9 protein-coding genes and 1 pseudogene are annotated in these 14076 nt (G+C 54.1%); 6 read left to right on the forward strand and 4 right to left on the reverse strand.

Translation table 11 applies throughout. The features are described from left to right. The first annotated feature begins 374 nt into the window (after positions 1-374). The 6 genes from CA54_RS02495 (at position 375) to CA54_RS29095 (ending at position 8599) form a co-directional block, all read left to right on the forward strand. Positions 375-1886 carry a permease gene (locus CA54_RS02495; RefSeq protein ID WP_197532148.1) on the forward strand — a complete coding sequence of 504 codons (1512 nt, stop codon included), beginning with the start codon at positions 375-377 and terminating at the stop codon, positions 1884-1886. Then, on the forward strand, positions 1883-3745 hold the full coding sequence (gene hflK, locus CA54_RS02500; RefSeq protein ID WP_146369288.1) for a protease modulator HflK: 1863 nt from the start codon (positions 1883-1885) through the stop codon (positions 3743-3745). Before CA54_RS02495 ends, hflK (CA54_RS02500) begins: the two co-directional genes overlap by 4 nt. A gap of 15 nt (positions 3746-3760) precedes the next feature. After that, a complete protein-coding gene (gene hflC, locus CA54_RS02505; protein ID WP_146369289.1) occupies positions 3761-4816 on the forward strand; it encodes a protease modulator HflC in 1056 nt (351 codons plus the stop codon). Beyond that, positions 4809-5948, forward strand: a complete 1140-nt coding sequence (hflK, locus tag CA54_RS02510) for a protease modulator HflK (RefSeq protein ID WP_146369290.1) — start codon at positions 4809-4811, stop codon at positions 5946-5948. The genes hflC and hflK (CA54_RS02510) overlap by 8 nt, the downstream gene beginning before the upstream one ends. Beyond that, a complete protein-coding gene (locus CA54_RS02515) occupies positions 5945-7900 on the forward strand; it encodes a heavy metal translocating P-type ATPase (protein ID WP_146369291.1) in 1956 nt (651 codons plus the stop codon). The genes hflK (CA54_RS02510) and CA54_RS02515 overlap by 4 nt, the downstream gene beginning before the upstream one ends. A gap of 522 nt (positions 7901-8422) precedes the next feature. After that, on the forward strand, positions 8423-8599 hold the full coding sequence (locus tag CA54_RS29095) for a hypothetical protein (RefSeq protein WP_197532149.1): 177 nt from the start codon (positions 8423-8425) through the stop codon (positions 8597-8599). A gap of 265 nt (positions 8600-8864) precedes the next feature. Here the strand turns inward: CA54_RS29095 and CA54_RS02520 are convergent, their stop codons facing one another. From CA54_RS02520 to CA54_RS02535, 4 genes and pseudogenes are all read right to left on the reverse strand, one after another. After that, positions 8865-9488: a hypothetical protein gene (locus CA54_RS02520; protein ID WP_231962940.1), complete on the reverse strand. Its 624-nt coding sequence runs from the start codon at positions 9486-9488 to the stop codon at positions 8865-8867. Positions 9489-9684: 196 nt separating this feature from the next. Next, positions 9685-10134 (reverse strand): annotated as a pseudogene (locus tag CA54_RS30140) (nitrate reductase cytochrome c-type subunit); the annotation flags it as partial. Next, positions 10131-12491 (reverse strand): molybdopterin-dependent oxidoreductase, encoded by a 2361-nt coding sequence (locus CA54_RS02530; protein WP_146369294.1) that lies wholly within the window; start codon positions 12489-12491, stop codon positions 10131-10133. The gene CA54_RS02530 and the pseudogene CA54_RS30140, both read right to left, overlap by 4 nt. Positions 12492-12553: 62 nt before the next feature. Then, a complete protein-coding gene (locus CA54_RS02535; protein WP_146369295.1) occupies positions 12554-12835 on the reverse strand; it encodes a chaperone NapD in 282 nt (93 codons plus the stop codon). Between the last annotated feature and the right edge of the window lie 1241 nt (positions 12836-14076).

A 14076-nucleotide genomic window follows, 5' to 3' on the forward strand; every position in this document is an offset into this window, starting at 1 on the left:
TTCTCGGGTGGCGAGTCGGCGCGCGACTGATCGACGAACGTGCCGCCATTTTGTCTTGTTGGCTCTTGGCCATCGTTCCTACGAACACGGAAACGTCCCGTTGTCTTCTGGTCGTCCATGACGGCACCTCGCCTGTTTCTCTCAAGTGAAAGAACCCCGGATAAATTCCCAGTCTCTCCTATTACAAATATCGCGCCAATCGAAAAACAGAAAATGCACTCTCTATTTATTTGTATTAGACATGGAATAGCAATTCGTATGCATATGTGGTAGAATGGGAAGACTGAGATGTCTGCAAGAAACCACCCTGGCGCGCAGCTTGCTCTGCCAAAAACTGCATGTTGGTCCAATTTCCGACTTTCGAAGCCTTGATTGTGACGTTTCTCGTCACTGCTGCCCGAACGATTCTTGAAGCGTCGCCAACCATTCTCGGGGGTGTCGTAGTAGCGGCCTGGTTGCGGACGCTGGCGACACCGGAGCGCATGAAGGTCATTTTTCGTGGCGAGGGCTATCAGGGTGTGCTGCGGACGGTGTTGGTTGCCATGACCCTGCCTGTCTGCTCGATCGGAGTCCTGCCTGTCTTACGGGAATTGCGTCGGTTGGGGCTTCCGAACAGCAAGCTGATCATTATCGCACTCGTCGCTCCTCTGCTTAACCCGATCTCTGTGTTATATGGACTGGCTGTGCTGAGCGCGGCACAGGTTGTATTGATCGCTGTCTCATCCGGTATTCTGGCGATCACCCTGGGCGACGTCAGTTCTCGTTTCGCCATCAGCAGCCGAATCGCCGCCGCGGACTTGCCCGCAGGCCTGACTGGCGCGACTCGATTACGAAACCTATTGATTGCGGCGGGGCGGATCGTGACGAGTTGGACCGCACTGGACTTGATGATTGTCATCGTGGTTTCGGGATTGGTGGCCTCTCTGATTCCTAATGGAACCTTCCGTGATGTCTGCGATCCAGCTAACCGCGGGGGCCCTTTCATCGCTTCTCTGTTAACGCTTCCTCAATATGTGGGACCGGCGCGCGGGATCATACAGTTTTCGGCCATTGACAGGATCAACCAATCCATTCCAACGGGATTGGTCATCTATGTCTTTGGAGTGAGCGTCAGTGCCGGGATGGTTCTCTTGTTAAACCGGTGGTATGGCTTGCGACGCATGATGGCCTTGGCAGTGGCTATATTTCTGGTCGTGTATGCAGCTGCGTACACATCAAGTGTCCTTATTCACACACCAAATGGAAGCGTCGATGAGACAGACGCTCTGGATGGTCTGACGAGGCCTACGAAATTGACATTCGCACAACTCGGAGGGGCGATCACGGAATCCATTACGTTCAATGATCCATTGATTCTGTTAGGGACTGTATCGCTTTTGTTACTCACCCCGGCTGGAGTGTTCATTCGAATGGCAAAGGTCGGCTACCGTGATGACGACCCTGAGGCGGTAATCCGAGCGGGCGCCGGGCGAATGTCGAAAGCCGTTCCTGCGTCTCAACTCGGAGCCATGGCAGTTTGCGGCATGGCAGTTTTCTTCTGTTTTGCAACTTATATCTTCCTTCCCAGTCCGAGCGAATGCTTGAAAGAGATGCAGGCGATTGAGATGGATGCAAATCTTGCGATTCGTGGTAGGAAGGCCAGCTTGGCGATAGAGCTAATCAATGCCTGGGATTCCATGGCAGCGAAATTGCCGATCAGTTCAGCTGTATACTTGTCTTTTCCAACCCGGTCGCAAAGGCAGGCGACTCGCGATTTACGAATGGCACTGCACAACATGGGAGTCTTTCTAAGGGATGGCGATATGGTTTCGGCGCGAAAGAAGTTTCCCGATCTTTCGCGACTGCTTACCGAAACAGAAGACAGCTTTAAGGGGACATTGCCATGACCAATCAGCTTCCGGGCGAACCGGAACCTCGGTTGAATCAGGTCCCGCATCGGGAATTGGATACCGAATCGAGCGAACCTTCAGACGTCTCCATGCTGCAAAAAGTATTTTGGTGCGTGTTGTTTGCGGCCGGAGCTTCTTTCTTCTACGCATTGAAGATCGAGTCAAGTCTGTTTCGTGCCGCTGCTCTCCAACTGTGCCTGTGTGGTGTGGCCGTTTGGGCAGCGATGGACGCCGCGAAAATTCGCCGCAGATTAGGCGCCTCCCGCGACGAAGATGCCGTGGCATTGAATCGCGAAGCCGCAGCGATACATTACCTGTACGTCGCCGCGCCTCTGGTGGCGATTCTCGTGTTGGCCGGACTCTCGATGATCGGACAACTCGTAGAAGTTTCCCTGCCTCGGTCGCAACAGCAGGTCATTGGTGGTGCGATCATTGCCGTGCTGGCAGCGAGCTTATGGACGGTTTTCGCGCGCGCCTTAAAACTGCATGTCCATCCGACAACACAGCAAGGCTCGCCGAGGCTGCCGGAACTTTTGGCGGTTCGAGCGGCACTTTCTGAGTCACGTCTCGCCGCGTTGCTGACCGGCGGAACCCTGATGGCGGCCACCGTCTATCCACCAATCGAAGGCTGGTTTGCGTGGGGATTGAGTCTATGGGTGATCGCCGTCGCAAGTGAGCAATTGATCTACGTGTTCGCCGGTTGGTTTCGACCGATCAAAGCGCATGAGACGTTTACCTCCCCGGTTAATTCAATTCTGCTCGAGATATTTCTTTCGAGTACCAACCCGGTGGGGAAACTGTTCGATATTGCCGAAGCGCGTTTCGGACTGAGCCTGCGTTCGTCTTGGACAATCCGGTTTTTTCGGCGGTCGGTGTTCCCGATTGCGGCGGGCTGCCTGTTGGTCGTTTGGCTTTCGACCTGTTTTGTCGTCATCGAACCCCAACAGGCCGGACTGGAAGAACGCTTCGGCAGACCACAGCCGGTACGACTGCAACCGGGCCTGCACACCAAGCTGCCGTGGCCGTTTGGAGTCATACGCAGATACCCGGCGGGCATTGTGCAGACGATGCAGATTGGATTCGAAGAAAAAGAAGCCGAGGCCGTCGTCTCGGAAGATTCGGGACGGACGCTACTGTGGACCCAACCTCATGCGCAAGAGTTTTCGCTCGTGCTGGGATCAGAAACTGAGTTGGTTGCAGTGAACGCGATTGTGTATTTCAAGATTGCCGAGAATACCAAGGGATTTCTTGATTATGCCCTCTACTCGGCAAACCCTGAAGTGGCATTGGAGTCGCTGGCGTATCGCGTCCTCATGGAACAAACGCGCGTTGCGACACTGGCAGATTTGCTGTCTCGTGGGAGGGATCAATTTGCCGAGGAGGTCCGTGAGAAACTGAGCGAATACTCGGTAACTGAGCGATTGGGCTTGGACGTGATCGATGTCGCTTTAATCAATCTCCATCCACCGGTCGAAGTCGCGAGCAGCTACCTGGACGTCATCAATGCGGGGCTGGACAGCAACCGCGCCATTACCGAGGCCAAGGGCGAAGCGGCCAAGCAGATCCTCGAAGCGGAACAGGAAAGCAATGGACGTCTCGCCGCTGCCAAAATCGAAGCGGCCAAACGGGTCTCGCTTGCCGGACAGGAGTCCGCAGAATTTATCGCAGTTGGCGAAGCGTTCACCGCAACACCTGACACGTATCGACTCCGAATCTGGTTTGAAGCAATTGAGCAAGTGCTGTTTGGGCGACGCTTGTTTATTGTGGACTCGGAACTTCCCGATGTCATTCTTGATGAGCGTTCCCGTTCGATCAACCCCGTATTGATCGAATCCACAAAACCACCGACTCCCTGAACAGAAATAGAATCAGTGAACGACAAACAACATTCCGATGCGAGCAGCAAGCCTCCAAGTCGCATGTTAGCCGTCCTTTTCAATTTAGGATTTGCACTGATTTTGGTGACGATTCTAATCGGCTATGCCTGTTATTTGCAGGTGCGGGAAGGGACTGCTGTCGTGGTGACGCGTTTCGGCGAGCCTGTGCGGTCCATCACGGAGCCTGGCCCCTACTTCAAACTTCCCTGGCCGATCGAAGACACGCGGAAATTCGACATGCGAAAGCGAGTCTTCAACACGCCCTATACAGCCACGCTGACTCGTGACCGGCGCAATGTCGTGTTGCTGACGTATGTGGTCTGGCGTATCGCTGATCCTCAGTTGTTTCTGCAGTCGGTCGGCGATGAAACAGCGGCATCCGCCAAGCTGGACGGGATGGTTACAGCGGCCAAGAATACGCTCATGGGTCGCTATGATCTTTCGGCACTTGTCTCGACCGCCCCGGAGCAGATTCAAACTCCCGAGATTGAATCTGCGATTGTCGGGGAAGTGCAGGGTATTGCTGCGGAGAAATTCGGCATCGACATCGAACAGGTTGGATTCAAGCGGATTGCATACGAGCAAGCCAACGTCGCCGCTGTGTTGGCACAGATGCGAGCTGAGCGTGTCGCCGAGGCCAAGCAACTCCGCGCCGTGGGTGACAAAGAATCACGACGGATCCGCGACGACGCGGCAGTCAAGAGTGAAGAGACTCTGCGCGAAGGTCGGCTGATTGCCGGTCAAATACGCGGCGAAGCCGAACGCGCGGCCGCCGAAATTTATGCCAAAGCGCATCGCACCGATCCGGAGTTTTACCGCTACTGGCGCTCGCTTGAGGCGCTCAAGAAAACACTCAGCCAAGACGCGACCGTTGTGCTCCGCACGAACCAGGGCTTCTTTGACTTACTGACCGATCCTCCCGAGACGCCCAGACCAACCGGCCGGAAGCGACCGGCGGCCAAGAAAACCACACGCAAGACCGGTCGCGTTTCCGATTTAGACGACTCGAACAGCTCACGCGGCCCTCGACGTGGAGCCGGCGATGAGTGAGCGACCTCCGAGAATGACTGACGATGATGCGAGCGATGATGGCTTCGTTCCGCCGCACGTGCCCCTACGACCGCGGCGTGAGGACCGTTTCTCGATGGCTGAGGGGGTTCGTGCCGGATCGAAAATGATCGGCTGGCTGGCACTTGGACTCTTCGCCCTGTTCTGGTGTTCGGGAATCACAACTATCGGGCCGGGCGAAGTGGGGCTGGTGCTGCGATGTGGCCGCCTGACCGGATCATCACCGGTTGATCAAGTACAGCAGTCGGGATTGTTACTCGCTTTGCCGTATCCGATAGACGAAGTGATTCGGGTGCCGGTCAAACAGGAGCGTGAAATTGTAATCAACGCACTCCGCAGCGAACTGAACAATCCAGGCGCGATGACAGGACAAGGTTTACCTGGGTACGCCCTTTCCGGAAACCAAAACATCGTCGAAGCCGACATCACACTGAAGTATCGAATTAGCGATCCGATTGCCTACACGTTTTCCAATCGTGAGCCAGAGCGAATTCTCCGCGATGCTGTCATCGGAGCCGCCGCCGAATTGATTGCTCAATGGAAGGTTGATGATGTCTTGCGGTTGCAGCGTCAGACAGAGCTTGGACCGGAAAAGCTGGCGCACGTCGTGCTTGTCGATGCGCAGGCGCTCATTGATTCCATGAACCTGGGAGTCGAACTGACGGCGGTTGAGTTTCGAGAGATTCAACCGCCCGCCGAGGTGGCCGACGCTTTTCAAGCAGTGCAAAGCGAACGGATTGCGATTGAAACGAAAAAACGCGATGCGGAAGGCTACGCGGCTCGCATCGTTCCGGCAGCAGAAGCCGAAAGCAATTCGCTGATCCAACAGGCCACACGCCGGGCGACGGACCAGCGGACTCGAGCAGAGGAAGAAGTCGAATTGTTTAATCGAGTGCACGGGGAATATGTTCGTAATCCGGGACTGGTTTGGAACCGGCTACACCTGGAGACGATCGAAGGCCTGATGAGGGATGGCGGGCAGTTCCAATTCGTCGATTCCGGAACCCGGCTCGTGCTCACTTCTGGCAGTCGCGGCGAAAAAACACCCGGAACACAGACCGAGCCAACCCAGCCCACCGGCGGTGACTCTGGCGCGTTGGAGGTTCAGCCATGAGCACCGTTTCCACTCCGGTTGCCCGACGAATTCAAGAGGATCTTGATGCAGGGATGACACGTGGCGAACGAATTCGCCTCGGTCTTCGCATCGGAACCGCAATGGCAGCTGGCGTCTTACTCGCGTCGGCAACTGCCGTCGATTCTCTGTTTCCCATTGAACAAAGGCCAATTTCTGAATGCTTAAAAGCCGCCGCCGCGATACTCGTGCTGCTGCCAATTCTTAGGGAGGCAGCCCAGGGTTTGCTCACCGGCTCGACAGACGCCTACAGCGCTCAGCTGGTCGCGATCGCTTCGCTTGCCGCACTCGCAATTGGCGACTTTGTGACCGCCGCAATCATTCCGATCATCCTCAGCGTGGCTTTCTTTTTAGAAGAACGGAGCGTGCTTGGTGCCCAGGCAGCCATCGAAGGTTTGAAATCATTGCAGGCCAGAAAAGCCCGTCGTGTTGATGGCCAGGGAGTCGAGCACGAAGTCGACACAGAAGATTTGTTGCCCGGCGATCTCATCGTCATTCGTCCTGGGGAAACAATTCCTGCCGACGGAGAGGTCGCCGAGGGCTATTCGGCCATTGACCAATCGACCATAACCGGTGAATCCACTCCGCAAGACGTGGGGCCTGGAGCGAAACTGTTCGCCGGAACCGTGAATCATAACGGTCTCTTACAAGTAACAGTCAGCAGTGCGGGGGATAACTCGACCCTGGGAAAAATTCTTGAACTTCTCCATGAAGCGGAACAATCCAAGACCGAGGTTCTCCGCTTAATTGAGGATTATGCCAAATATTTTGTGCTCGGCGTTTTGCTGATTGCGGGAATTAGTCTTTTCCTCAGCCGGGATGTCTCTCGTGCAATCGCCGTCCTTGTGGTCGGCTGCCCCGGTCCTTTTATCCTCGCAGGCCCAGCCGCCATGGTCGCCGCCCTGGCAGCAGCGACGCGGAAAGGAATTTTGATCAAGAACGCAAAGTTCCTTGAGACTCTGACGGAAGTCGATGCGGTGATCTTCGACAAGACCGGGACGGTCACGCTCGGTCAGTTGAAAGTGCTTTCGGTCGCTACCCACGACTCGACTGAATCGGAATTGCTCGAGGCTGCCGCGACGTGTGCAAACGTATCACAGCACCCCGTTTCGAGAGCAATAATCACTTTTGCTCAAGCCAAAGATGTGCCCGCGATGTCCAACCAGATCAAGGCTCAAGAGATGCCCGGTCGAGGGGTCATTGTTGATACCGAGCAGGGACAACTCCTGCTGGGACGTCGTGCGTGGATTGGTGAATCGGGATTCGATTTGCCTGATGAACCCGAGCATGCGGGGCCGATCGTTTGGGTCGCCACTCGCAATGAATCACAAACTCGGTGCTTAGGTGCCATTCTTCTTGCGGACCAAGCCCGTGAGGATGCCAAGCAGGTCATTGAGGACCTGCGGCAGATGGGGGTCATGCGAACGACGCTGCTGACGGGAGACCGACTAGCGGTTGCCGAGAAAATCGCTGCCGATGTTGGGCTGGATCATGTCGTTGCAGAAGTTTTGCCGGGACACAAGCGTGAAATCGTCCAAGCCGAACGTCAGGCTGGCTATCAGGTGATGGTGGTCGGTGACGGTGTCAATGATGCTCCCGCTTTGGCTGGCAGTGACATTGGCGTGGCGATGGGAGCTTCTGGTGCGGAAATCGCCTTGCGAAGCGCCGACGTTGTGTTGATGACCGAGCGACTCGATCGTTTGACTTATGCCATCGACCTTGCCCGACGCACGCGACGGACAATTCACCGCAATGTGATCGTCGGTGTGGGGCTGACAGTCGTCATGCTGGCGCTCGCTTCCACCGGAGTGATTTCACCGATCGCTGGAGCAGTCTTACAAAATATTGGTGAATTGTTTGTCATCGGAAACAGTGCCGCATTGCTTCGTGACCGCCAACTCCAGGCGTCTAATGAGGCGCGTAGAATGCCTTGACCCGCGCGGTTCAAGAAGAGTGAGCGAACATATGTTGAACCCTGACAGGGACAACACCCAAGAATCGCCGACCAGAACTGACCGCGAACATTCACAAAAGACGATCAATCTCAACACAATGCGAGAACTTGTTATCGACAGGGCGCGTCGGAGCAGGAGGGCGGCAGGGAGTCTCTCGAATCGTGCGCCCGGTTTTCGTTGTAATAGCGGACTTACCCTCGGACGAGATCGCTGAGGTGCTTCTCACCGAATATTTGGATGTGGAGCAAGCATTCAAAATTTAAACTTTGCATGACCCGCTCACGTCTGGAATTCAATTTGGGACTTTGAATGAGTAGGCGGAGTGGTTTGACGCATTCCGATATAAAGGCGCTGTCGAATTCGGCGATGAACTTCGTGTCGCGGACATGCAATAGATTCCGCACGTTTCCAGGTGGATAAAGACGAGCACGAAATATTTGAGAAGCCACGTCGGGTCAGCACCTTCGCATTAGAAAATTCAAAAGCCCAGAGCGTCACGGCATGCATCGCGATGAATTGATCCCGGGTCCTACGGAAACGCTGGCGCGACGGTTCGATGCTCTCTTCCTTGAGAATGTTGCGGACCGTTTGCCGACAGATCCGCTTGATGTCCTAGCGTCGCAGTTCGCCGAAAATTCGGATGTGGCCGGCGCCGGTTTCGCGGGCGATAACGTGTAGTTGGATCGAGAGAGAGCATTGTTTTGGGACTCAGCTAAAGGTGCCTGGACAACGCTTCGGTACCCTAAGAGACAAAATGATTTTTGCAGGTCTCTTTGAAAAAGTTCAAACCGCGTCCCGACCGCTCCACTTAACCCATCACTGCCATGTTCAAACGCGGGGCGGTGTGACCTTGGGAGCGGAGTCACAGCGTCCAGCTCAAACGTGCGGATCGAAGTTGTGGTGTCGCCAAATCCGAAAGTGCGGAAGAAATTCTTGCACGTCCTCAACTTACAGTTGGAAGATGGGCGATGCGAATGAGACGGGTGCTGTCTTCTCCGCGCTCTAGAGTGTCGATCCAATTCATTTGCTGCCAGTGATATCGGATTTGTATGCGAGGAATCGTTCCTGAAAGGAGCGATTCTAATGCCTTGCGAAGTTGTTCTGCGATCGTTGCCCGTGAAGCCGAAGCACGCTGTGAACCTGGCGCGCGCTGCATAAGTAGAATGTCAGAAGCAAGGACTTCGATGTCATTGAACAGCTGCCGCACCTGTTCTTCAGACAAGAAAGCTTCGCGCATCGGAGGCAGTTCGGACAGGTCCATGCCGTCATGGTTGACCGGCTGTGGAACGGGCTGCAGGTTGTGCGATTGGTCACCCATTGAGTGTTCGTCGCGCTCGTCAATTTTTTCCGGATCCGCGCGGTAAGGTCGCAACCGAAACCAGTCTCGGCGCGACATCTTGTTATCGTTTGCCATGTGGGCCTTTGTCTTCGATATTCGGGCCTTGGAGGAATTGTGGCTTCGTGACCAGAAATGTTTGATCCGAATCTGCTGATGGAGCATGACACTGCAGGCAGTTGTTTCTCCAGGGATGTGTTGTGCGAATTCCCTGCAATCCCACGTAGCCATGACAACTCTTGCAGTTGGAACGCATCCAGGTTGTGTGCGGGATTTGTGGCGGAGCACCCGGGAAGGAGCGGGGTCCTTGTTGGGGAGCTTTTACACCATCAAAGCGATTCTCGCGAAAGTGGATCGGGTTTGCATGTCGAGAACTGCTTTCGACATGGCACTGCGTGCAGTTGCTTAAAAGCTGATGGGACATGGATGGGATTCGTAGCGATTGCGTTTTTGCGCCGACGCTATGACAGGCCACACAGGAAGCGTCTGAAATCTGGTCTATCGAATGCGGAATCGTCGGTGGTGCACCATTAAATGCGCGATTCGCATCACGTTGCCGAAGTGCAACGAGTTTGTCTTCCGGTTTAATTGTGATCTTCTCCGCAGGATCAACCGATGACTTGAGGCCGGAGAGTAACGTCTGGCTTCGTCGTTTGAAAGTTGCTTGCGCCATTTCTGCGTAATGCGTTGCGGGTATCACTCCCGGTTCGGCCGTGGAAAGTGATTCGATGCTACCGTCGTTAACGCGTAATGGTGGTGGGGTTTCTGGTGCGTTCATTGGAGATTGAAGTCCGGTGAAGTAACCGGCGACAGCCAAGGAAATCACCACAAGAGCAATGAGCATGACCGTGTTGGACTTTGGATCAACGTTCATCATGACACCTTTTTGATCCGCACGGCAGACTTCTTGTAATCCGGCTGTTTTGAAAACGGGTCAATCGCATCGAGTGTCAGGTCGTTGACCAGCAGCGTTTCATCGAAGAAGGGAATAAAGACTGTCCCGCGTGGCGGTTGCCCGCGCCCATCAATCCACGCAGGAATCACTATCGAGCCGCGACGCGACTCGACTTGTACTTTATCACCATTGCGAATTCCATAAACGTCAGCGTCTTCCGCACTGATCTCCAGATATCCTCCCGGCATGGCGCTGCTCAGTTCCGGAATGCGACGTGTCATCGATCCCGTATGCCAATGTTCCAAAACGCGTCCTGTGCATAGCATCAGCGGATATTCATTATCGGGAACTTCCGCAGGGGCGATCCAGGGATGAAACCATATCTGGGCGCGGTCATCGTGGGTCGAGGAGTGGTAGAACTGAATCTCTTCACCCGATTTCACATAGGGGTCGTAGCCTTCAGAAAATCGCCAGCGTGTCTCGTGCCATTCACCATTTTGTTCAACGACAGGCCAGCGGAGACCGTGAGCTTTGACATACTCATCGTATGGTGCAAGATCCTTGTGTTTCAGTCGACTGAACTGCCGGTATTCGTCGAATAGATGTTTGTCAACGTTCACGTCATAGTAGTGCTCCCAATCCCAGATGGGGACTGGCTTATCGTCGTTATTTTTGACTTCAAATAGGAAGCGATCATCGCGATCCTGCATGCCTTCGTTGCCGCGATCAAATAACTCATGAGCGACGGCAATCGTCTGCCAGCAGTCATCGCGAGCATCCCCAGGGGGATCGACCATTTTGAACCATTGCTGGGTGCGGCGTTCGGAATTCCCGACAACACCGTTTTTCTCGACCCACATCGCGGACGGCAGAATCAAGTCCGCTAGCCGTGTCGTCGCGGTTGGATAGACGTCGCTAACAATCAAAAATTTATCTTTGAGGTTGGTTTTGTTATTCCCCTTGGGATTGAACAATTTATTGAGGTTTGGAAGCGTTTGGCCGGGGTTGGTTACCTGGACCCAGATCGTGCTGATATCGCCGCCTTGATCGGTTGGTGTGCAAAAACTCTCCCACATTTTGACGGTATGATATCCGGGAGTCGACTGGACGCGGCCTGCTGGGATGTTCCATAAATCTTCCGTCTGTTTGCGATGCTCTTCATTGGTAACAACTCTCCCTCCGGGTAGGGCATGCGACAGCGTGCCGACTTCTCGCACGGTTCCACATGCTGATGGTTGACCGGTAAGGCTGGTGGGTGCGTTTCCCGGAGTGCCGAAGTGACCGCTCAAGAGATGGACGCCATGCACCATCGAGTTGATAGCGGTTCCGCGGGTATGCTGATTCATCCCCATGCACCACAGCGATGTGATCTTGAGTTCAGGATTCCCGAACAGATCGCCCAACATACGAATTTTTTCAGCAGGGACACCTGATAGCTGTTCGACATGCTCAGGGGTGTACGGCTCGAGAAACGACCTGTAGTCGTCAAACGAAATTGCTTTGCCGTGCAGATTGGGGTTCTCGTCGTCGGGCGCTTTGAAGTTGCAGAAGGAGTCAATGAACTTGCGGTCGTACGTTCCATTCTTGATCAGAAGGTGAGCAATGCCGTTGGCAATGGCCAAGTCGCCGTGGCCTTTCATCTCCAGATAGTGCTGACAGGCATCGGTTGTGCGAGTGCGTCGTGTCCCTATATCAATTAGCTGGACATTTTCGCCTCGGCTACGTCGATCCGTGACACGAGAGAATAGTACAGGGTGCATTTCCGCAGGATTGTTTCCCCACATGATTAGGACATCGCAGACGTCGAGGTCGTCATAACAACCAGCCGGTTCGTCGACCCCGTACGTAGCTAGAAATCCGGTGACAGCTGACGCCATACAGAGACGCGCATTGGGGTCGATATGATTATTGGCCAGTCCACCTTTCATAAATTTCTGAGCGGCGTAGCCTTCTGGAATAGTCCACTGTCCGGAACCATAGAATGCGAACCGTTCTGGAGCTGCTTCGATTCGATCAGCAATTGTCTCGATCGCTTTGTTCCAGGAAATCTCTTGATAGTCATCGCCGACTCGCAACAGTGGCTTGGTCAGACGATCTTTCCCATAGAGCGCAGAACCGACATGATAACCTTTAACGCAGAGTAAACCTTTGTTGACATCGGCGTTCCTGTCACCGGCCACGGCGACGACTTTGCTATCCTGGACGCCAACTTGGACATGACAGCCGGTCCCACAAAATCGGCACGGGGCTTTGTTCCACTGAATTCCCGATTTCGGTTCCTCTGCAAGGATGGGAAGTGAGTAATTCGTGCCGCCGGCAACGGCAGTTGCTGCAGCCATCGCGGATACTTTGATGAATTGCCGCCGCTGGAGAGATTCGTTTGTCTGTGGCCTGTCACTGTTCATAGTTCGTTTCTTTCCGATGTGACTGTGGCGACACGTTCTGGCTTGTCTTCAAAATGGACAAAAACGATATCAACAAACGCCACTCCAGGGCAATCTTGAATAAGTCGCGTTGTTTCTTCGAGTGTATTCGGACACGGTGAATCGATCGTCATCGGAATCCGATGCGCGTCACCAGTAAAATCGCCAATTTCCACATTTGGTATTTTGGCGATGCCTGCGATGATATGTGGCAGTTGTCCATCGTGTTCTTCCAGCGAGGCGACAATACCGGCGATCATGATTGGCCTTCGTCATTTCGGGGAGTCGTCTACAATCTCGGACGAGAAGGCAGTTTTCGGTGGGCAGACCACTATTCTAGACACAGAAGTCTACATTTGTTACTCTGTTTTCGTCAACAGCCAAGAATGCACTTAGAGCCTTAACCTATTAGGTGCTGCAGGCGAATCGATACGTCAACCAAGCAGATCTATCCCAAGAGACGCTTGTGTCTCCGGCAGAACTGCTGAAGGTCTTGAATCAACTTGATTATACGGTGCTTATCGTGTCACGGCGTGGTCCAGGAGGCGGTTATTGATTGTGATTGCCCACAGAGAGGAACTGAAAGCACTTCATGTGTTGCCGGCTGTCGACACACTCCCCGAAATCAATGAGTTATCGCTGGGCCTGAGTAGTTGTCTCCTTTGTGTTAATTTCTGAACGAAGCGATTCGACTTGTCGATGAGGCATTCACTCAGACAAGAAATTCAGACCCGATTCCACGAAAGTGTCCACGACAGTGCGACTTGCCCCACAACAATCTAGCACTAAAACTGCCGGTCAAAGTAAACATTTGTTGCGGCGAGTTGTCTTTGTGTTTGGTCTTCTGTGCATCGTGATTGCAGGGTTTGGGGTCACAGCGACGTTTCTCAACACTGGTAACGCAGAGGCTGGGGCCGATTCGGCCACGGAGCTTGGCACAGAACCTGATCACGAATCCGCTTCGCGCATTGATGATGCAAGTCGCTCGAAAACAAAGTTTCCCGTTTCAATCAGAAAACCAGTCGGACCACCTCGTGTTGAGACTGGCTTGATCGATTTGCATGGAAAACCAGTCATGGCGGCCTGCTCCACCTGCCACAGCACTCGTCCGCCAAACCCTCTAAATAGGAATGGCAAAGATCTGGATGAATTCCATGGTGGGATGGCGTTCTCGCACGGCGCGGTTAGTTGCCTATCGTGTCACAATGATCGAGACTATGACACGTTGAAATTGGCGGACGGTCGCCGAGTTGAGTTCACTGACGTAATGACGCTTTGTGCCCAATGTCACGGACCGCAGATGACTGCCTACCAGCATGGGGCCCACGGTGGGATGTCGGGCCACTGGGATTTGACACGTGGACCGCAATTCAAGAACAACTGCATCGATTGCCACGATCCCCATGCGCCGCAGTTTCCAAAGATGCGGCCCACTTTCAAACCGCGCGATCGCTTTCTCGATCAGCCGAGGACAAACCATTGAGTGTCGACGACCAACCTT

This window comes from Symmachiella macrocystis, from assembly GCF_007860075.1.
GTDB classification, from domain to species: Bacteria; Planctomycetota; Planctomycetia; order Planctomycetales; family Planctomycetaceae; genus Symmachiella; species Symmachiella macrocystis.